General features: G+C 40.4%; 15 protein-coding genes and 2 riboswitches. Of the genes, 11 read left to right on the plus strand and 4 right to left on the minus strand.

What is annotated here, in order from left to right:
• Positions 1 to 191: 191 nt before the first annotated feature.
• The 3 genes from EP737_RS18705 (at position 192) to EP737_RS18715 (ending at position 3,807) form a co-directional block, all read left to right on the plus strand.
• Positions 192 to 1,448: a VanW family protein gene (locus tag EP737_RS18705; protein ID WP_129729775.1), complete on the plus strand. Its 1,257-nt coding sequence runs from the start codon at positions 192 to 194 to the stop codon at positions 1,446 to 1,448.
• Positions 1,449 to 1,547: 99 nt separating this feature from the next.
• Entirely contained in the window at positions 1,548 to 2,090 is a 543-nt protein-coding gene (locus EP737_RS18710) for a TVP38/TMEM64 family protein (protein ID WP_129729777.1), read from the plus strand.
• 256 nt (positions 2,091 to 2,346) lie between these two features.
• A complete protein-coding gene (locus EP737_RS18715; RefSeq protein WP_129729779.1) occupies positions 2,347 to 3,807 on the plus strand; it encodes a nicotinate phosphoribosyltransferase in 1,461 nt (486 codons plus the stop codon).
• A 151-nt stretch (positions 3,808 to 3,958) separates the two neighbouring features.
• Here the strand turns inward: EP737_RS18715 and helD are convergent, their stop codons facing one another.
• Positions 3,959 to 6,265: an RNA polymerase recycling motor HelD gene (helD, locus tag EP737_RS18720; RefSeq protein WP_165350858.1), complete on the minus strand. Its 2,307-nt coding sequence runs from the start codon at positions 6,263 to 6,265 to the stop codon at positions 3,959 to 3,961.
• Positions 6,266 to 6,780: 515 nt separating this feature from the next.
• Between helD and EP737_RS18725 the strand changes: the two genes are divergently transcribed.
• The 6 genes from EP737_RS18725 (at position 6,781) to EP737_RS18750 (ending at position 14,206) form a co-directional block, all read left to right on the plus strand.
• On the plus strand, positions 6,781 to 7,173 hold the full coding sequence (locus EP737_RS18725; RefSeq protein ID WP_129729783.1) for a YybH family protein: 393 nt from the start codon (positions 6,781 to 6,783) through the stop codon (positions 7,171 to 7,173).
• A gap of 85 nt (positions 7,174 to 7,258) precedes the next feature.
• On the plus strand, positions 7,259 to 7,744 hold the full coding sequence (locus EP737_RS18730; RefSeq protein WP_129729785.1) for a GNAT family N-acetyltransferase: 486 nt from the start codon (positions 7,259 to 7,261) through the stop codon (positions 7,742 to 7,744).
• 69 nt (positions 7,745 to 7,813) lie between these two features.
• Positions 7,814 to 8,281 (plus strand): GNAT family N-acetyltransferase, encoded by a 468-nt coding sequence (locus EP737_RS18735; protein WP_129729787.1) that lies wholly within the window; start codon positions 7,814 to 7,816, stop codon positions 8,279 to 8,281.
• Positions 8,282 to 8,743: 462 nt separating this feature from the next.
• A riboswitch (SAM riboswitch) is annotated at positions 8,744 to 8,854 on the plus strand.
• Between the two features lie 112 nt (positions 8,855 to 8,966).
• Positions 8,967 to 9,159, plus strand: a riboswitch (cobalamin riboswitch).
• Positions 9,160 to 9,320: 161 nt separating this feature from the next.
• The gene (gene metE, locus EP737_RS18740) at positions 9,321 to 11,618 is read left to right on the plus strand and encodes a 5-methyltetrahydropteroyltriglutamate--homocysteine S-methyltransferase (RefSeq protein ID WP_129729789.1); all 2,298 of its coding nucleotides are present in this window, start codon (positions 9,321 to 9,323) and stop codon (positions 11,616 to 11,618) included.
• Between the two features lie 641 nt (positions 11,619 to 12,259).
• A complete protein-coding gene (locus EP737_RS18745) occupies positions 12,260 to 12,733 on the plus strand; it encodes an acyl-CoA thioesterase (protein ID WP_129729791.1) in 474 nt (157 codons plus the stop codon).
• A gap of 510 nt (positions 12,734 to 13,243) precedes the next feature.
• On the plus strand, positions 13,244 to 14,206 hold the full coding sequence (locus EP737_RS18750) for a 2-hydroxyacid dehydrogenase (protein WP_129729793.1): 963 nt from the start codon (positions 13,244 to 13,246) through the stop codon (positions 14,204 to 14,206).
• Between the two features lie 249 nt (positions 14,207 to 14,455).
• Here the strand turns inward: EP737_RS18750 and EP737_RS26955 are convergent, their stop codons facing one another.
• Positions 14,456 to 14,710, minus strand: coding sequence for a UPF0158 family protein (locus EP737_RS26955; protein WP_129729795.1), 255 nt, complete (start codon positions 14,708 to 14,710; stop codon positions 14,456 to 14,458).
• Between the two features lie 81 nt (positions 14,711 to 14,791).
• Here EP737_RS26955 and EP737_RS18760 point away from each other — a divergent pair, with 81 nt between their 5' ends.
• Together EP737_RS18760 and ytvI are read left to right on the plus strand one after the other, a co-directional pair.
• On the plus strand, positions 14,792 to 16,063 hold the full coding sequence (locus EP737_RS18760) for an ATP-binding protein (protein ID WP_129729797.1): 1,272 nt from the start codon (positions 14,792 to 14,794) through the stop codon (positions 16,061 to 16,063).
• A 138-nt stretch (positions 16,064 to 16,201) separates the two neighbouring features.
• A complete protein-coding gene (gene ytvI, locus EP737_RS18765; RefSeq protein ID WP_129729799.1) occupies positions 16,202 to 17,233 on the plus strand; it encodes a sporulation integral membrane protein YtvI in 1,032 nt (343 codons plus the stop codon).
• Positions 17,234 to 17,371: 138 nt separating this feature from the next.
• On the opposite strand, the gene EP737_RS18770 is transcribed toward ytvI, so the two are convergent.
• Entirely contained in the window at positions 17,372 to 18,892 is a 1,521-nt protein-coding gene (locus EP737_RS18770) for a glycoside hydrolase family 32 protein (protein ID WP_129729801.1), read from the minus strand.
• A 65-nt stretch (positions 18,893 to 18,957) separates the two neighbouring features.
• Entirely contained in the window at positions 18,958 to 20,409 is a 1,452-nt protein-coding gene (locus EP737_RS18775) for a sucrose-specific PTS transporter subunit IIBC (RefSeq protein WP_129729803.1), read from the minus strand.
• Positions 20,410 to 20,448 lie beyond the last annotated feature (39 nt).

A 20,448-nucleotide genomic window follows, 5' to 3' on the forward strand; every position in this document is an offset into this window, starting at 1 on the left:
TATTTACTGTATAATTATTATATAACATATAACACATTACCCTTTTCTATCTTTTACCTAAAAAGTTACAGTATCATGACAAATTTTATTTTTTTATTACACATATTTTTCAGTTAGTAGTATACTAGAGCTAAAGTGATGACAACTTTACCGGACGACACTGAAGGAATAGAGATTCAGGAGGGAAAGAAATGAAAGTGCGTAGCTGGATTATTGGTTCAGTAGCCGCAGCCGGTATCGGTATTTGTGCTATTGGGGGATTTGCTTATAATTACATATCAAAAATGAATAAGGAACTTAATACATATGTTCTTCCGAATACAACCTTTGCAGATATATCGTTAGATGGGAAAACGAAAAACGAGGTAGCAAAGATTATTCAGCAAAAGATGAACTCGCTGGACCAGCAATCGATTACATACTCTTTGCGTGGTACAAAAGGCACATATACGTGGAAGGACTTAGGTGTGCAATATAAAGAGACTGACATTGCCGACGAGATTTTCAAGGAGCAAAAAGGCAGCATCAGTGAACGCTATACCCTGCGGAAACAAGCGAATGAAGGAAAGCTGCAGCGCTCCTACGAATTAATACCTCAGTTGGATGCCAAAAAATATGAGGAGTTTATGAAGGATAAGTACAACGGCCTCCTAACGCAGCCGAAAAATGCATCCATCAGCATCTCAGGAACCAATATTTCAATTTCTCCAAGTGTAGACGGCGAGAAGGTTGATAAAGAGAAACTGAAAGCTTTAACCGAAGAAGCCGTAAGCAAAACAATCGCTAGTGTTGACGTTCCTATCACTGCCGCAAAGCCGGAGCGTACTACAGAAGATGTGCAAAACATGGGCATTAAAGAAGTCATTGCCGAATACAGTTCACCAGTCGCAGGCCGCAATGCAAATCAAGTCTACAATGTATCAAGGGCCGCAAATAAATTAACTGGCGTATTTATTGCACCTGATGAAGTATTTAGCTTTAATGGCCATGTTGGATTGACTAACGCTGCAAATGGCTATAAATTAGCAGGCGTATACGTGAATGGAAAGCTGGAGCAAGAAGCTGGCGGCGGTGTTTGCCAGGTTAGCAGCACATTGTACGGAGCCGTTCTTCGTGCAGATTTATCCATTGTCGAACGAAGCAATCACTCCAAGCCGGTTCATTATGTGCCGCTTGGCCAGGATGCAACTATAGCTGATTATGGCCCAGACCTAAAGTTTAAAAATAATACAGGGCATTATATCTACATTCAATCCTTTGTTGACGGAGCAAATACAGTTGTGCGTGTGTTTGGTACAAGCACAGGAAAAAGCGTAACTGTGTCCTCGAAGGTTGTCAGCGAAACGTCTAAAAATATTACTGTCGCTACTTATAAGACTGTTAAACAAAACGGGCAGGTCATCGAAAGCGGGCAAATTTCAAAAAGCAGATACAAAAAAACGGCGTGATTTCCACGTCGTTTTTTTGTATCTTCCTCTTCACAAGTTTACTCCGTATTTGTATGCTAAAATGGTATCACATCATTCATACTAGGAGTATATACGACAATGAATCAATTAGAGTCTATTCTTAGCGCCCACAAGGAAATCGCCCTTTTGTTCAGTATACTCTGCAATATCCTCATCAGCATCATTGGCGTAATTCCAAGTGTATTTATTACAGCTCTTAACGTAAAACTATTTGGCTTTGTCGGTGGAGCAGTTGTATCTCTGATAGGAGAAGCATTTGGGGCCATTGCCGCTTTCTTTTTATATCGACATGGCTTCCGTAAGTGGATCAATCAACATGCAGCGCGCTATCCAAAAGCAGAACGGCTGCTTCACGTAGAAGGAAAAGAGGCATTTCTTCTCGTTCTTTCCTTGCGGCTGCTGCCATTCGTACCGTCAAGTCTTGTTACATTGTTTGCGGCGCTCGGGAAAATGGATTGGCTCTCCTTTCTTATTGCCAGTACAACCGGAAAGATTCCCGCTCTACTCATAGAAACATACTCTGTTTCTGAAGTGCTCAATTGGAGCGGAACAGGAAAAGTCATACTAGGAGCTCTCTCTGTTATCCTGCTTCTGTACATCTGGAAACAGAAAAGGAAATAATAGTAAATCAATAAAACTCGCTGATTGGCGAGCCTTGCCCTTGGGCGAAGACTGAGGCGTAGTTGCGCTTATACTGTGCTCCTAAAATTTCCTGCTACGTCGAATGCACTTCTAGCTGGAAATTTATACGCCTACAGTACAAGCTGATCTCCCCACGCTCCGATAGTCCATGCACAACGCGATGTTTCATCAAGAAGGGAATCTCAAACCATCTTTTTACCGATAATGTTACTAAAACTAACTAGGGGGTACTACGATGAATAACCTGTATGAAGATGATGGCTATGCGTTACACACTGATTTATATCAAATCAATATGGTCGAAGCCTATTGGCGTGATGGAATTCATAACCGCCGGGCAGTATTTGACCTGTACTTCCGCAAGCTTCCATTTGGCAACGGATATGCCATTTTTGCCGGTTTAGAAAAGCTCATTGAATACTTGCAGCAGTTTCGCTTTACAGAGAGCGATATTCGTTATCTTCGTGAAGAACTCGGTTATGGCGAGGACTTTCTCTCCTATTTACACACTCTCCAGTTTACGGGAACATTGCGTTCGATGCAGGAAGGGGAATTGGTGTTTGGAAATGAGCCAATGCTCCGTGTCGAAGCACCGCTTGCCGAGGCACAGCTCATTGAAACAGCCATGCTAAACATCGTCAACTATCAAACGCTTATCGCTACCAAGGCGGCCCGGATAAAGCAGACTGTCGGTTCTGAAGACCTGATGGAATTTGGTACGCGTCGTGCTCAGGAGTTCGATGCGGCACTTTGGGGAACAAGAGCAGCTTTTATCGGCGGTTTTTCTGCAACGAGCAATGTGCGGGCGGGCAAAAAGTTTGGTATCCCCGTCTCGGGAACACATGCGCATGCATTTGTACAAGCTTATCGCGATGAATATACAGCCTTTTGCAAATATGCTGAGACACATACAAATTGCGTGTTCCTCGTGGATACATACGATACATTGAAATCGGGAGTTCCTAATGCAATTCGAGTAGCAAAGGAATTTGGGGACCGTATTCATTTTATCGGCATTCGTCTTGATAGCGGCGATATGGCCTATCTTTCCAAGGAAGCACGAAAAATGCTTGATGATGCCGGATTTCCAGAAGCAAAAATCGTTGCTTCAAGTGACTTAGATGAATATACGATTATGAATTTAAAGGCACAGGGAGCGAAGATTGATATGTGGGGAATTGGGACAAAGCTCATTACTGCCTATGATCAGCCTGCGCTTGGTGCTGTTTATAAAATCGTCTCGATTGAAGATGAAAATGGCAAGATGATGGATACGATCAAACTTTCCTCGAATCCTGAAAAGATCAGCACCCCTGGCTTAAAAAAGGTGTATCGAATTATTAATCTCGTCAATCACCATGCTGAAGGTGATTATATTGCACTTGAAGAAGAAAAGCCTCAAGAAGAAGAACGGCTAAAAATGTTTCATCCTGTTCATACCTTTATCAGCAAATTTGTAACAAATTTTGAAGCCCGTGAGCTGCATCATGATATTTTTGTAAACGGACAGCTTGTATACGATATACCGCGTCTCACGGACATCCAACAATATGCAGCGGAAAATATGGGGCTTCTCTGGACGGAATATAAACGAACGATGAATCCTGAGGAATATCCAGTAGATCTAAGCGAGGCTTGCTGGAACAATAAAATGGCGCATATTCAGCGCGTAAAGGAAGCAACAAAGCGCTCCTGATAAATACTTCTGCAACATAAATAACCATAAAAACTTTTAGGAGTTATTCTTCCGTTTAGAGGATTTAAGAATAACTCCTTATTTTATTGCTATCATCACTTATAAACAATGTTTTCAAGCTCTCGCCTTCTAAGAGTCTTCCTCTTCCCTTTTACTCATTTCCCAGTTCTCCAGTCTCTCTCATGAATAAATCCTTATTTATATCATCAAGCAGCACATCCTCTGCTCGCTTCGCACATACATATAGCTGGTGAAGCGGTCTCGTCATTCCTACATATAAAAGCTGTGCATCGAGTTCCTCCTTGCTATACGTTTCCGAGTGGGAAACAATTGCCACAAAATCAAATTCCAATCCCTTCGCAACATGGATGGGAATGATTGAAACAACAGACGTATCAAGCTCCCGCTGCTCTGTCATTAATTCAACAGCTAGAGAGCTATGCGCCTCGAATATACGCATGAGATACTCACATTCCGCTTTTGTTTTCCCAAGTAAGGCAAATGACTTTAATTTATCTGCTTTCGCCCGCAAAATAGCCCGCTCCAAAGCAGTTGCCAACTGTCTTTCATCGTCATATAAAATGAATACAGGTGCATCCCCATGACGAACAACTGGAATCGCTAATGGTACCTTCACCTCATAGCTGCTGCTTAACACCGCGTTTGCTAGGTTCATAATCTCAATGGTTGTCCGATAGCTTCGCTCAAGCGTTAAATAGTTTGCTTTTGGAAATAGCTGCTCGACAACATTTCCCCAGCTCTTTACTCCCCGGTAGCTATGAATGCCCTGCGATAAGTCACCCAATATGGTAAATAGCTCAGTTTTACATATTTTTTTCAGCGCATACAGTTCAAACATCGTATAATCCTGCGCTTCATCGATAACAATGCTTTTTGTTTTTACTTCTTGCCTCGGACCATATAAATAGTGCTGCAAATAAAGCAGCGCAGCCGCATCCTCTGCCCTATAGTGCCGTTTCCACCTGAGACGTGAGGAAGCAAGTCCGCTTACAAGCGCTCCCGTTAAACGTTCATCATAAGTTCTTAGCAGTTCTTCATTTGTCAGCAGCTCAGAATAGTAATCAAATACATCCCGCTTTGGGAATCTCTTGATGTAATGGTTCACAGCCGTCCGGCATCCTTTTTTAAAATCCGCCATCAGTGTTTCCTTTTTCTCCATTAAACGCGTTACAGTTTCTTTGCGCCTCATGTCATCTTCGATGGCAAGCGCACGCCCTAGCTTAATTTCATAATTTTTGAGAATCCGCTGCTCCCATTGTACCTTCTTCGTTCTTACATAGTTCATCAAGACAATTTTCAATTTTTGAATTCGTTTATATACTGGTAAATACTTATACTCATGCAGGAATAACTCCTGAATCCGTTCATGCTTCATGACTAAGATATTTCCGATTTTAAAATCTCCCTCTGGTATCATGCCCTGCTCAATATCCTTTGCATATCGTTGAACCAGACGAGCAAAACGGAGTGATCCCTTAAACGCAATCACTTTTGCCCGTTCCTGCTGCTTCTCCTCCTCCCTGCCTTGCAGCAAAGAGATAAGGTCCTCTTCCATATGGGAAAATCGGAGCTTTGGATCAAGGCATTGTACTACAAACTCCAAAAATGTCGTTTGTCTCACTTGATCAACCCCAAGCTCTGGCAGCACTTCGGAAATATAGGTAAGAAACAACTTACTCGGGGCCAAAATCATGATGGACTGTGGAGAGAAGTAGGCAGCATGCTTGTAAATAAAATAAGCAATTCGGTGCAGGGCAATCGTTGTTTTCCCGCTTCCAGCCACCCCCTGTACAATGAGCGGCTTATACAGGTCAGCACGAATAACCCTGTTTTGTTCATCCTGAATGGTTGACACGATATCGGTTAACCTGTTTTGTGCGCTTCCCGACAAAGCCTGCTGCAGCAATTCATCGTGCGTTGTAATATCAATGTCACGAATCTCTTCCAGCTCTCCATCCTCAATGATATATTGACGCTTTAACGAAACGTTTCCAGTAACAACCTCGTCCCCTACCTCATATGTCACATCACCGAGTCTGCTGTCGTAATACACATTTGCGACAGGAGAGCGCCAATCTACGATAATATCCTTTTGTGACTCCTTATCGTATAGCGAAGCCTTTCCGATATATAACTTATCGTGCTGCTCATGATTTCTCTCTTGAAAATCAATTCGCGCAAAATACGGCTTATGCCGCACGTGCTCTAGCTGCCGATGCTCTCGCTCTGTCATTTCTAAAAACTGCACGTTCGTAAGCAAATTGGAATAGCCGAGCGAGCTGTCAAGCACATTTAAATCGGCATACGCTTCCCCCATATTCTCCTGATAATGCTGCTTGCTTTCCTTTGCCTGCTCAAGCAAAAAGCGAATATACGTCTTCGTAAATTCTAACCGTTTCTTTTCAAAATCGTAATCCGGATGCTGTTTTGCTGACATACTTGCTCCTTTCCTCATCTCTACACAAGGAAAGACAAGTTCATTGCACTCTTAGAGAACTTGCCTTTTCTATGGAAGTATTTTGCTTTTGACATAGAGCAATATTATAGCAGGAATTAGCTAAAAAAGGAAATAGTTAATGGGATACTTGTAGATTGCTCTAGAATCAGAAATAGGACAAAGTCCATAGGTGCACGCGTCATCCTCTATTCTACCTTCCCATTTTTTTTAAGATACTCAAACAAAAATGATTGGCCATTTCGGTAAAAACGCGGATCATAAATGCTGAGTCTATCCTCGCTGATGTGTAATGCTATCCACTCTCTTCATCTTCTTTCATTCCCATACTTTGGTGTAACTTTGCTCCATAGGGCTTTCAAATAATCCACTCCCTGAAAACTGGCTGCGGGAGCTAAGCATTATCTAAAAATGAATATGGGATACAAAGGTTTTTCGTTCGGTAATGTTTAATATCCTAATATAAGTACTGAATTTACAAAAATCAGGAGGTTGCTATGCAAAGTCATGAATTAAAACAAATCATAAAAAATGCAGATCTTGCAATCAACCAAGAAAACTTTGATGATTTAATGAACTTCTATTCAGAAGATGCCACTTTAGTTGTAAAGCCTGGAATGCTAGCTAAAGGAAAAGCAGAAATCCGTCGGGCATTTGAGGCTATTGCTAATTATTTTAATCATAGTTTAATTGTGAATCAGGAAAAGATGGAGATCATTGAAACTGGCGATACAGCATTAGTTATTGCAAAAGCAATTTTGAGCGCCAATCAAAAAAAAGATTCAGAATTCTCCATGGAGAGAACCACAACGTACGTATTTAAAAAAGAAGCTGATGGAATTTGGCGTTGTATAATTGATAATTCGTATGGGGCTGAATTGCTTCAGTGATAGGACTCTCGATTAAGCGAATCTCCTCATAAGCAAAAATTAACGATGTATACCAGTTTCTATAGAAAGAGAGGCTGTATTCCCCATGCAGAAGATTGAAGCGGAAATAGAACACTTTTTCATCTCTACAAGCAAAGAACTTCTCGATCTAGATATGATTCACGAGTTTTTAAGTGTGCAATCTTATTGGGCAAAGGATATAAAAAAAGAGTTAGTCAATGAAATGATCAATCATTCATCTCTTTGCTACGGCATCTACAAGAAAACACCCGATATCAATAGCCGCTTCCAGCAAGTTGGGTTTGCAAGAGTTATTACCGATTTCGTTCGTTTTAGCTGGTTAGCGGATGTTTTCATTCTTCCAGCATACAGAGGTGAAGGACTAAGCAAATGGTTATTAGACATCATTGTGAATCATCCTAAACTGAAGGGCACTCGTTTTATGCTGGCGACCGAAGATGCTCATGGATTATATAGCCAATACGGATTTGGTTCGTTGCAAAAACCAGAGAATTTTATGATGAGACAAGCAGATATGGCCTTAATTCTCGAAGGGCATAGTCTAAAATAATTTAAATCTTGTATACTAAATGCTCCTCTCTTTAGAGAGATCTGTATTAACTTGCGGAAGGAGATAAAAATGATTCGTCTGGCAGAGGCAAAAGATGCACATTTAGTTCATGCAGTTACGCTGGCTGCATTTGAGGAGTATCGACATATAGACATTCCCTCAAGTGCTTTAAGCGAAACAGTACATTCCATCCAGGAATCGTTATCTCACAATAAGGAACAAGCTTGTTTATACATACAAGATGAAACTCCAATTGGCTCAGCAAAATTCTCATTAAATGAGAATTCCCTTTATTTTTCTCGCCTCTCTGTTTCTCCACAGGAACGAGGAAAAGGCATCGCAAAATCCATGCTTTCATGGCTAGAGACATATGCCCGCCAACACGGCAAGCGAGAAGCTCTCTGCCAAGTACGTATGTCTGTCCCGCAAAATATAAAATTATATGAATCTGTTGGATATGTGATATACAGTGAAGAAGTAGTGGTAAAACCAAATGGCAGTGAAGTAAAAACTGTATTCATGAAAAAGAATATTTGAAGAATGATTGTATGATTGAAAATTATCTAGCAGAACCGCCTGTTCTTGAGTGCTTACGTTAAGCTGTAACCATTCGTAAAATATTAAGTTACCTTATTTGGTTGTCTCCATTCTAAAAGGTTCGAACCTACTATTACATCCTAATACGGTCCTCGAAAAAAAGCAGCAACGACACCCCATATAGGTATCGTTGCTGCTTTACATATTTTATGCACGTATTGTTTGGTTTGCTACAAGCTTTTCATGAAAAAGTTTTGCTGCTTCAACGATATACCTCATCAGTGATCTTACACCACAAAAAATTATATTTATAAAATAAATAAGTAAGTATCAAGCACGAGTTATTTTATATTCATATAAACGGATAAAAAAACTACCCAATCGGCGAGTTTTCTTTAAAATTCTTTTTGACAGCCTGTGTATCTCATGCTAAGATGACTATCATATTCAAAATATTAAAAACTCTTATTGAGAGTGGTGGAGGGACTGGCCCTGTGAAGCCCGGCAACCATTTGACAGTTTTGTTGAAAAGGTGCTAATTCCCGCAAAGCAGATTGCTTTGACAAATAAGAGAGGATTTCATAAATAATGAATACCTCTCTATTGGGAATAGGGAGGTTATTTATATTTAGGAAGAGGTAAACTAAGGGCGGGTCGAGACCCAGCCGCTTGTCTTATTAAAATTTCATAAGAAAATGCATCAGGTGCTGTGTGAGTGATTCACTCAGCTTAAAAGGGAAGACCGGTGAAATTCCGGCACGGTCCCGCCACTGTGATGGGGAGCGACTTATCAATGAACCACTGTTTCATATTGAAATGGGAAGGGATAAGAAGCGATGAACCTAAGTCAGGAGACCTGCCTGTTGTGTGCGCTTATACTCTACGTGGACATAGAGAGGAGTGAGGAATACGTGTTGGGGAAATCAGGATATCTCAACTCTAGTTAACTATGCGTATAAATCTCTCTTTTCTATTTAGAAAAGGGAGATTTTTTAGTTGGGGATAAAACTACAAACATACAAGGAGTGTAAAACATACGATGAATACAGTAAAAAGCTCAAATTTAGGATATCCAAGAATTGGTGAAAAGCGTGAATGGAAACAAGCACTTGAACAGTTTTGGGCAGGGAAACTAGAAAAAGAAGAGTTTTTAAAACAAATTGAGGAGATTCGTCTACAGCATCTTCAGAAGCAGCATGAACAAGGAATTGATCTGATCCCGGTTGGAGACTTTAGCTTGTATGATCACGTGCTTGATACAGCGGTTATGTTCGGATTAGTGCCAAAACGCTTTGAATATAGCGGAGGTAAGGTATCACTTGAGACGTATTTTAATATAGCACGAGGCACGACAGGTGCGGTTGCATCTGAAATGACAAAATGGTTTAACACAAACTATCACTATATTGTTCCCGAGCTGGGTGAAGCAGTGCCTGCTCTTGTCGAAAACCGTCCACTTCAATTCTATAAAGAGGCGAAACAAAAGCTTAATATTGCTGGAAAGCCAGCAATATTAGGACCTGTAACATTTGTAAAGCTTTCAAAAGGCTATCAAAAAGGTGAATTTAAAACCGTCGTGAATCAATTTGTACCGCTTTATGCTGACATTTTACGTGAATTACAGCAAGAAGGAGTAGAGTGGGTACAAATCGATGAACCGATTTTAGCAACTACGATTTCAAAAGAAGAGATTGCATTATTCAACGAGGTTTATCAAGCATTACATGAAGCAGCGCCAAACATAAAGGTGATTTTGCAAACGTATTTTGAGAGCATTGAACATTATGAAGAGGTTATCTCACTTCCTGTTCGAGGAATTGGACTTGATTTTGTACATAATGCTGGCCAGAATCTTGCGGCTTTGAAGCAGTACGGTTTCCCACAAGATAAGGTGCTTGCAGCTGGAGTCATTGATGGACGCAACATATGGCGTGCGAATCTAGATGATAAGTTTTCTGTTCTTGCGGAGATTACAGAGGTCGTTTCAAAAGATCGTCTCATTGTACAGCCTTCATCAAGCTTACTGCATGTGCCTGTGACAGTGAAAAACGAAGAAGCACTCGATGATATCCTAACAGGTGCATTAGCGTTTGCTGATGAAAAATTACATGAAATTGTTGTACTTACAAAAGGACTGCAAGAAGGAAAAGAAGCGATACAGACAGAAATCACTGCGAGTGTAGAAGCTATCAAAGCATTAAATCAATCATCAGTTCGAAACAATACAGAAGTTCAGGAAGCGATTCGCAGCCTGCATACGTATAAGGCAGATCGCCAAGCACCGTTTAGCGTACGCCAAGGCTTGCAAGAAGAAGCTTTTGAATTGCCGTTGCTTCCAACTACAACAATTGGCAGCTTCCCGCAAACGCAAGAAGTGAGAAAACAGCGTTTGAAATGGCGCAAAGGCGAGCTGACTAATGCAGAATATGAAACATATATAAAAGCAGAAATTAAAAAGTGGATCGACATTCAAGAAGAGCTTGGTCTAGATGTGTTTGTACATGGAGAGTTTGAACGTACAGACATGGTTGAATATTTCGGTGAGAAATTAGCCGGCTTCCAATTTACGAAATTTGCTTGGGTACAGTCATATGGCTCTCGTTGTGTGAAGCCGCCGCTTATTTACGGTGACGTGTCCTATCAAGAACCAATGACAGTTGCAGAAACTGTATATGCCCAATCGTTAACAGACAAGCCTGTAAAGGGAATGCTGACAGGTCCAATCACTATTTTAAACTGGTCATTTGTACGCGATGATATCCCACGCTATGATGTTGCAAATCAAATTGCACTTGCACTTCGCAAAGAAGTTGAGGCACTTGAGGAAAATGGAATTCGCATGATTCAAGTCGATGAGCCAGCGATTCGCGAAGGACTGCCGTTAAAACAGGAGAAAAAGCAAAGTTACCTTGGCGCTGCCGTGTATGCATTCAAGCTTGCAACAGCGTCTGTCCAGAACGATACACAAATTCATACCCATATGTGCTATTCAGACTTTAAAAATATTATCGATGCTATCAAGGCGCTCGATGCTGATGTAATTTCAATTGAAACATCAAAGAGTCATGGGGAGTTAATTCATTCCTTTGAAGAAAATACGTATGACAAAGGTATCGGCCTTGGTGTGTACGACATTCATAGTCCACGTGTACCAAAGCTTGAAGAGCTGACAAGAAACATTGATCGCGCCCTGCAAGTGCTTGATCCAAAGCTATTCTGGATTAATCCAGATTGCGGTTTAAAAACACGTGGTATTGATGAAACAGTTGCAGCACTGAAGGTAATGGTTGAAGCTGCAGAACAGACGAGAGAAAAATTGCTTGTGAAAAAGGGATAATAACATAGGTAAGCATTTTCTAGAAGGTAAACCCCTGATTTCCCTACATTCAGCAGGAAATCAGGGGTTTTTTCACTGTAAGTATAGATTTCTAGCTGGAAGCCAATTCGGCATAGCGAGAAATTTTAGGAATACAGTATAAGGGCAACTTCGCCTCTGTCTTCACCCAAGGGCAGGGCTCGCCAATCAGTGAATTTTCTTTATTCTTGGATACTTTTAGTTTTATCAAAGAGGAAAAGACTCACTTGTAGTAAAATACTTATGAGATAGTATCATTTTATCCTTATACTTTATGGTTCTTTAATTTGCAGATTAAGGAGAATAAAAGAAAAAAACATACAATCCAAACGCAATGAAAAGAACATAAAATCTGTTCGTTCATAGTATTTGAACGACAAAGTTCTTGTATTTGGACAAGTAGGTTAGATTAGTGGATTCAGCGGGTAAACTTGTTATGTAAAACATACAAGGGAACTATGTTACGGTTCCAGGTAAAACCTATAAATAAGTGAATCTGAGGAGTTTGGAACTGATTTGTCATAATAATAATTGGCAATTTGCAGTTTTGGAGGCTACTGCCTACCGGAAATTCATCTCCCCCCTTCTTCTTTCCAGAAAATCTGTTAAATGGAGTGATAATTATGGAACAAGCTTATTCAGTAGAACGCTCTAGAACAATTCAGACAAAACTGGTTCTTCCACCAGATACGAATCATTTGCAAACAATATTTGGGGGAAAGGTTCTAGCTTATATTGACGAAATTGCTGCATTGGCAGCTATGAAGCATTGTAATAATATAGTTGTGACAGCATCCATTGATTCTGTAGACTTTTTAGCAGCTGCCACTCTTGGAGATGCTCTTAGTTTGGAGGCTTTTGTTACATCAACAGGGCGCACTTCTATGGAAGTTTATGTAAAAGTTCACTCTACTGATTTATTATCTGGTACGAACACTTTAACTACAGAATCCTTCCTTACCATGGTAGCTGTTGATCAAAACGGAAAACCTATTCCAGTCCCCAAAGTAATACCTCAGACAGAAGAAGAAAAACGACTGTTTGAAACAGCTTCTGCTCGTAAGGAGTATAGAAAAAATAGAGCTATGATTCGATAGTATAGGAAAAGCGATCCTGAATTTATATTACTTTGTATGTAAATTGTGAAGGGGACAAACATATGAATTACGTTTGTCCCGTCTGTGGGTATAATCAATTGGAAGGATCTCCTTATGACAAGGATGGAGGATTATCCTATGAGATCTGCTCTTGTTGTGGTTGCCGATATGAATTTAATCATGAAGAAAGATCAAAGTTACAGCTTTAAAGATTATAGACAAAAATAAACTGAATTAAATATATGAATAAAAGTGGTGACTTTGTGGAAATAAGCAGAGGTATTATTGATGGCCATCAATTTTTCTCATTCTCAGGCATATAAGAGTAAACTAGTACTTTGTAGAGCAGGAATTTAATCCGCATCCATACCTGTAAGAAGCGATAACATTTTGTGACCCCCTATTAAAAACGCTTGTAAAACAAGATTCAATAAATTTATATACTAGTTCTATGTTCCATAACAACAAGAACATAGAATGCTGTTCAATTAAGGAAGGGGTTTAAAGAAGATGAGTAAATATAAGGTTGTATTAACAGGAACAACATGGCCTGAGGCATATGAAAAGCTGCTAGAGCAATGTGAAGTAAAAGTGTGGGAAGGGCCAGGTCCCATTCCTCGTGATCAATTATTAGATTGGTTAGCTGATGCGGAAGGACTGTTTAATGTCGGCCATGTAAAGGTAGACGAAGAATTGCTAGATGCGGCACCAAATTTACGTGTGATTGCTCAATCAAGTGTAGGCTATGATAATATTGATGTCGAGGCTTGTACGAGAAAAGATGTTCCATTCGGTAATACACCAGGTGTATTAGTTGAAGCAACCGCTGATTTAACATTTGGTCTTCTTTTATCGGCTGCCCGTCGGATTCATGAAGGATGGGAGCTTGTTAAAGCCGGTCAATGGCGTACTGTATATGGTACTGATTTATATGGAAAGACACTTGGTATTGTTGGTCTTGGAGATATTGGAAGCGCAGTTGCAAGAAGAGCGAAGGCTTGTGGAATGAACATTATTTATCATAATCGTACACGTCGGCCAAATGATGAACAAGAGGGTGCTACATATGCATCATTTGATGAATTGTTAACAACCTCTGATTGCATTGTTTGCCTTGTTCCATTGTCCAATCACAGTCGGGGGATGTTTAGTAAAGAGCAATTTAATAAAATGAAACCAACTACTTATTTTGTTAATGCATCACGCGGGCCTGTCGTTGATACACAAGCTCTTTATGACGCACTGCAGCAGAACAAAATTGCATACGCAGCTCTTGATGTAACAGATCCTGAACCAATTCCAGCAGACCATCCGCTTCTTTCCCTATCGAATATTTTAATTACGCCGCATATTGGCAGCGCAACATATGAGACGCGTAATAACATGGCTAATCTAGCGGCTGAAAACTTATTGGCAGGGCTGTCTGGAAAACCCCTACCTACTTGTGTAAATCAATCCGTTAATTACAAATAACAAACTACTGGCTTATTGATAAGAATACTACTTCTATTTACATATAAGAATTGTATGCCATCAAGAGAAAAGCTCTTGAGATGTAACATATAGGCTCTGTTTAAATAATTATGTTGATATTCATTGAAAAAAACAGCCAGAATAAATGTCTGGCTGTTTTCATCATTTTATTTAACTCTTCTTCAATTAGCTCACCCATTAAGTTAAACAAAGAGTAACGTTGGAGATCTCTCTTTTCTATAATCGATTTTATTCAGTATAGTTTACGTTATTGTCCTTACACCACTCTATCGCTATCTCTTTATATCGTTCGTTACGAAATGAGTACCATTGTTCCTCAGCATCCAAATTAATAATTTTATCTTTAAATCTTCTAAAGGCACCCTTTCCCTTAATTGTCCTTAGTAAGGCATCTCGCTTAACATGATCACTAACAGTTAGGCAATAATCTTCTATTTTGGTGACAATTATCTGGAAATAAATGCATCTCATTCCACATTTCATTGCATTATTGATTCCCAATAGAACGAAAGTATTATATCCTTATACTAAAGAAAAATCCGATAGCGAAGAGGGAGGTGCGCGGTGTTTAAAGGACTTCTACTAAATACACTCATTATTATCATGCCGGTATTTATCTATCAGCTTTTGCGCTTAGAACGTTATCGAGGAGCCGTTTGGATGCCGCAATGGCTGCTCGGAATCATTTGCGGATTAGCTTCCATCTTATGTATGATGTTTCCGGTTGTGCAGGGACCATCCTTCTTTTTAGATTTACGGTGGGTGCCTTTTATCATCGCTGTTCTGTATGGTGGATACAGAGGAGGAATAGTCGCAGGGATCCTTTTACTTGGGTATCGCGCATATATTGACTTTAGCTTAGCCTTTTATTTCGTAGTCATTATGAACTTTCTTTTATTTTTCTTGCTATTACCTATTAGTAAGCGTTTTATAGAACTTAGCCTTCCGAGAAAAATTTTATCTGGTACTGTCCTTTTGCTTTGTTCATACGTTATAGTCATACTCTTTATTTGGTATTACTTTTATTCGATCAACAATCTTTCTTTTTTCTTCCAGCAAGGACTAAGATTCTTTCTATTTTCAGGTCTGTGTACTATTGGGGCTGTTATATGCAGCATTATCCTATTTGAACGCATTTATGAGAATGAAAGAATACAACAGGAATTTTCAAAGGCAGAAAAGCTTAATATGGTTAGCGAACTAGCAGCTGCCATTGCTCATGAAGTGCGCAACCCACTGACCGTCGTAAGAGGCTTTATTCAACTAACAAAGGAGAATGTAGAGGAACAACACAAATATTTCATGGATACTGCTATCTTAGAATTAGATCGTGCTGAGGGAATTATTACCGATTACTTAAACTTCGCTAAGCCGAAGTCCATTCATAAAGAACGATTACATATTTCGCAGGAACTGCTAGCACTATTAGAATTTATTCAGTCGTATGCCAACCTTAAGGGAGTACATATTGAATCTCAAATTGAAGGTGACCTGTTTATAACAGGAGATCCACTGCAATTTAAGCAAATAATACTCAACCTTGTGAAAAATGCTGTTGAAGCTACTGAAAATCAGGGTTCCGTTCTCGTCAAGGCGTATGCCCAAAACGGAACCGTACTTATCCAAATTGCAGATACAGGAGAAGGTATGCACCCCGATCAATTGCAAAGATTAGGAAGTCCTTATTATTCGACGAAGGAAAAAGGAACGGGCCTTGGACTAATGGTAACATTTCGATTAGTAGAAGAATTTAAAGGCCGTTTACGCTTTGAGAGTCAATACGGTAAAGGTACAACGGCGACGTTAAAATTCCCCTGCGAATCGCCTGCTAAATGAACAGGGTAACCTATGCCTTCCGTAAATATGTAAACAATAAAACATTTTTAATGCGGAAAACAGCATACAAAGCCCCTGAAAGTCTGTAAAATAGAAGAAACAGAACTATTTTCACGCTTTCACCAAGGAGGTTTTTGTATGTGGAAAAAACGACTGTTCGTCGGCCTCGTGCTGCTTGCCGTTATAGTGCTTGTCCCTTATAGCGTACCTATTGTATTTGCCTTAGTAACTGCATTGGTTTTAGAAGGGGGGATTAGACGACTTCAGCAACGCCTAAACCTTAAGCGTTTATATGCTGTACTCATCGTCTTTCTATCCTATTTAGCTTCTTTAGTAGCGGTTGCCGCTTTTATGGTTAATACCATCTTTAAGCAGCTGGTAGCCCTATCACAGAAAGCACCTGCCTTCATACAAGAATTATACGGCACAACTATTTTACCCATCATTGACAAGTGGAGACATTATTCAGAAACACTGCCGAATGGAGTTATGTTTTCTGTTGAACGAACCTTGGAAAACAGCGTAAACTCCTTAGATATGCTCGCGAAAAATATTGCACAAAGTCTAATCAGCCTTGTGGCTGTCATTCCTGCATTTATGCTCGAATTTCTTGTGTACTTCGTCGCCTTGTTTCTTATTAGTCTAGAGCTCCCTCTTTTAAAAGAAAAGGCATCTACATATTTAACGCAAGAAACAAAGCGGAAGCTGAATCTAATTGCAAATCAGCTCGGAAATGCTGGGATTGGCTTTCTTGTAGCCCAAGTCGTGTTAAGCTTGTTGACCTTCCTCATGGCATACACTGGTTTATGGCTGCTTGATATCTCATATACCGCCTTACTTGCCTTGCTGATTGTCATTGTCGATATTCTGCCTATTTTAGGAACCGGATCGGTGCTCGTACCATGGGCAGTGATTGCCATCATACAGGACAATCAATCTCTTGGTATCGGCCTGCTTATTCTGTTTGCTGTTATTACAATTGTCCGAAGAATTATTGAGCCAAAAATCTACTCTACAAGCATGGGTATTTCTCCGCTCGCGGCAATTATCAGCATGTATATCGGCTTTAAGCTGCTTGGCTTTGTTGGATTATTTCTCGGTCCGACTCTCATCATTATCTATGATGCCTTGAAAAAGTCAGGTATTATTCAAATGAAATTTAAAATATAGACTCCCTCTTAAAATGCAAGAAAAGCACCGTTTTTATTAGCGGTGCTTTTCTTATACACGAATAAAGGGAACAACAGTATCTAGCTGCATTTGCATACAAAAAGCTGTTCTATAGCCTGCTGCATTACCGAAACTATTTTATCTGCATACAAGCTCTTCACTGCTCTGCTCCGCTTGTCCTAACATCTGCGCACACTCCCATTTTACTGCCTGGAAGGAAACTTGCCCCTCTCTAGCAAAGAAACGAATTTCTTCACTATCGTTGCGCGGGAAAATACGACTTGTAAACACCTCTTCTCCGTCATTAATGAAAATTTCTACAGAGGAGGTGTCGACAAATACATGAAACTTGATCTTCTTTGCATCTAACGAACATTTTCTTGTTGTCCCATATAACATCCCTACTTCCTCACCCGAAGCAGTACGATCAAGAACAATCTTCTTTTGCAGTGCATCGTACTTAATAACTGTCTTTTCTTGTTTTCCGGCGCGAAGCTCTAGACCAAACTCGACTGCGTCTTGGTTCTCAAACTCACAGATCATTTCATATGCTGTTCCTGAGAATCCAGTGTATACCTTTGTTTGATTATTGATCGTGTCTGCTGCTTTAGACTGCTGACCGCGAAGTGCTTGAAGCTCTTTCACTGGCTGTTGAATAAGCTTTCCCTCTCGCACAGACAATTCACGCGGCAATGTTAGACAATGCGCCCAGCTATTTCGATCGGTTGGATATTCAATCTCTGGCAGCCCCATCCAGCCGACTAAAATCCGTCTTCCATCTGGTGCCTGCATCGTTTGTGGAGCATAAAAATCAAAGCCTCGATCTAGCTCAATAAATTCACCGTGTGTGAATAAGCGATTTGAAACAGCTAGCTTACCGCCAAGAAGATAACCGGACTGATAAATATTTTGATAGCAATCACCTTCTGCTTCTAATCCTTGTGGCGAGAAAATGAGAACTCCCTGATTGTCTAATTCAAAATAATCTGGGCACTCCCACATATATCCGAACTGTTCCAGTTCAGTCTGGATTTCACCCTCTAGCTTCCAATTCCGGAAGTCTGATGAGCTATATAGCAATACACATCCAGTTTCATTCTCCCGCTGTGCACCTATAATGGTATACAGGATACCTTCTTCCTCCCATACCTTTGGATCACGGAAATGATCTGTATATCCTGCTGGTACCTCGGCAATGACTGGCTGATCGCTTTTCTTTACAACCCCATCTTCCCCCATAATCGCCAGACACTGATACGGATGTCTAATCCAGTTTTCATCACGCGTATTACCTGTATATAAAATATGAAGCTTTCCATCATACTCGATAGCACTTCCGGAATATGCTCCATGGCTATCAAATTCCGTATCTGGCTGGATTCCAATACCGACATTTTCCCAGTGAACGAGATCCTTTGATTTCGTATGATACCAATACTTTAGACCATGGACTGGTCCAAGCGGAAACCACTGATAAAACAAATGATATTCCCCATTGTAATAAGAAAATCCATTAGGATCATTCAAGAGACCAGTTGGAGGCTGTATATGAAAGGCTTGCCGCCATTGGCAGCTGTTGGCCCTCTCGGTGAGCTCCTTCATTTCCTCGCTGCTTGCCTCTTCAATCCGACGATATCTTTGTTCTTTTGTCCATTCCATTTTGTATCAACCTCTCCTAAATGAAAGAGAGGAGAATCCAAGGACTCTCCTTCTTTTCTATTTCCTTACGCAGCTTTCTTTCCCGTACCATTTTGGCTTTGTTTTTTTCCTTCACGCTTTGCTAGGAATATTGTCATAACGAATGCCACGGCAAACGAAATAGCCATACCGATGATATAAGAAATGATAGAATCAGGCTTAATGGAGATGATACCAGGAAGGCCTGCTGCGCCAAGTGCAGTTGCTTTTACTTTAGTTAATGCGATAAATGCCGAAGCCACTGCCGAGCCTGTAATTGCTCCAATGAACGGATATTTAAGCTTTAAGTTCACTCCAAACAAGGCCGGCTCTGTAATTCCTAATAAAGCAGAGATACCTGCCGCAGATGCAACACCTTTTACCTTTGCATCCTTTGTAATCATAAGAACTGCTAATGTTGCTGCACCCTGCGCGATATTGGACATAGCCGCAATTGGGAAGATAAAGGATCCGCCTGTTTTTGCCATATCCGCTAATAGCTGTGTTTCCACAGCAATAAAGCTATGATGCATACCTGTAATTACGATAGGTGCATACAAAAGTCCAAATAATGCTCCGCCAACAAAGCCTGTGGTATCGTATAACCAAACAATGCCGTCTGTTAATAAGTTACCGGCAGAACGTGTAATTGGCCCAACAAGTGTAAATGTTAGTAATCCTGTTACAAAGATTGATAATAGTGGAGTAACTAGGTTATCTAATGCGGATGGAACTGTTCTTCTTAAGAATGTTTCTGTCTTCGCTAAGATAAAAGATGCTGCAAGAACCGGTAGCACTGTACCTTGATATCCTACCTTTTGAATCTCAAAACCGAAGATATTCCATACCGGAATCTCACCCTTGGCTAAAGCCGCACCGTAGCCCCAGCCATTTAGCAAATCAGGGTGAACCATGAGCATACCAAGCGCCGCACCAAGATATGGGTTACCGCCAAAACGTTGTGTTGCGGAGAATCCAATTAAGATTGGAAGAAACACGAACGCTGCATTTGCAAACGTATTAATAAGAGCTGCCAAATCCGCCATTTCTGGATGTGCTTCTACTAACGATTTTCCTGCTATAAACAAGTCCTTTGCGGTTAATAGATTGTTAATACCCATTAATAAACCGCCCGCAACGATAGCTGGGATAATTGGAACGAAGATATCAGACAACATTTTCACGAAACGTTGTAGCGGGTTTAATTTTTTTGCTCCTGCATCTTTTACATCCTTTGTAGACATTTCGGAAAGACCTGCTAGATTTGCGAACTCTTTGTAGACTTCGTTTACTGTTCCAGAGCCTAAAATAATTTGATATTGTCCTCCTGTTGAGAACGTTCCTTTAACAACATCCATGCTATCAAGCTTCGCCTGATCTACCTTTCCTTCATCATGCAAGGCGAGACGAAGACGAGTTGCACAATGTGCTGCAGCTGCGACATTTTCCTTGCCGCCAATTGCCAAAAGAATATCTTGCGCAATTTGCTTGTAATCCATAATAATCCTCCTAACTTTTGATTAGCTTCCCCTTGGAAC

It is taken from the genome of Ectobacillus funiculus, from assembly GCF_004138295.1.
In the GTDB taxonomy this organism is placed as follows: domain Bacteria; phylum Bacillota; class Bacilli; order Bacillales; family Bacillaceae_G; genus Ectobacillus; species Ectobacillus funiculus.

Excerpts from the sequence above, each read along its gene's own strand:
- ytvI (WP_129729799.1), top strand. The coding sequence starts at position 16,202 with ATGTGGAAAAAACGACTGTTCGTCGGCCTCGTGCTGCTTGCCGTTATA.
- EP737_RS18750 (WP_129729793.1), top strand. The coding sequence starts at position 13,244 with ATGAGTAAATATAAGGTTGTATTAACAGGAACAACATGGCCTGAGGCA.
- EP737_RS18775 (WP_129729803.1), bottom strand. The coding sequence starts at position 20,409 with ATGGATTACAAGCAAATTGCGCAAGATATTCTTTTGGCAATTGGCGGC.
- EP737_RS18735 (WP_129729787.1), top strand. The coding sequence starts at position 7,814 with ATGATTCGTCTGGCAGAGGCAAAAGATGCACATTTAGTTCATGCAGTT.
- EP737_RS18745 (WP_129729791.1), top strand. The coding sequence starts at position 12,260 with ATGGAACAAGCTTATTCAGTAGAACGCTCTAGAACAATTCAGACAAAA.
- EP737_RS26955 (WP_129729795.1), bottom strand. The coding sequence starts at position 14,710 with ATGAAATGTGGAATGAGATGCATTTATTTCCAGATAATTGTCACCAAA.
- EP737_RS18770 (WP_129729801.1), bottom strand. The coding sequence starts at position 18,892 with ATGGAATGGACAAAAGAACAAAGATATCGTCGGATTGAAGAGGCAAGC.
- EP737_RS18725 (WP_129729783.1), top strand. The coding sequence starts at position 6,781 with ATGCAAAGTCATGAATTAAAACAAATCATAAAAAATGCAGATCTTGCA.
- EP737_RS18730 (WP_129729785.1), top strand. The coding sequence starts at position 7,259 with ATGCAGAAGATTGAAGCGGAAATAGAACACTTTTTCATCTCTACAAGC.
- EP737_RS18705 (WP_129729775.1), top strand. The coding sequence starts at position 192 with ATGAAAGTGCGTAGCTGGATTATTGGTTCAGTAGCCGCAGCCGGTATC.
- helD (WP_165350858.1), bottom strand. The coding sequence starts at position 6,265 with ATGTCAGCAAAACAGCATCCGGATTACGATTTTGAAAAGAAACGGTTA.
- metE (WP_129729789.1), top strand. The coding sequence starts at position 9,321 with ATGAATACAGTAAAAAGCTCAAATTTAGGATATCCAAGAATTGGTGAA.
- EP737_RS18710 (WP_129729777.1), top strand. The coding sequence starts at position 1,548 with ATGAATCAATTAGAGTCTATTCTTAGCGCCCACAAGGAAATCGCCCTT.
- EP737_RS18715 (WP_129729779.1), top strand. The coding sequence starts at position 2,347 with ATGAATAACCTGTATGAAGATGATGGCTATGCGTTACACACTGATTTA.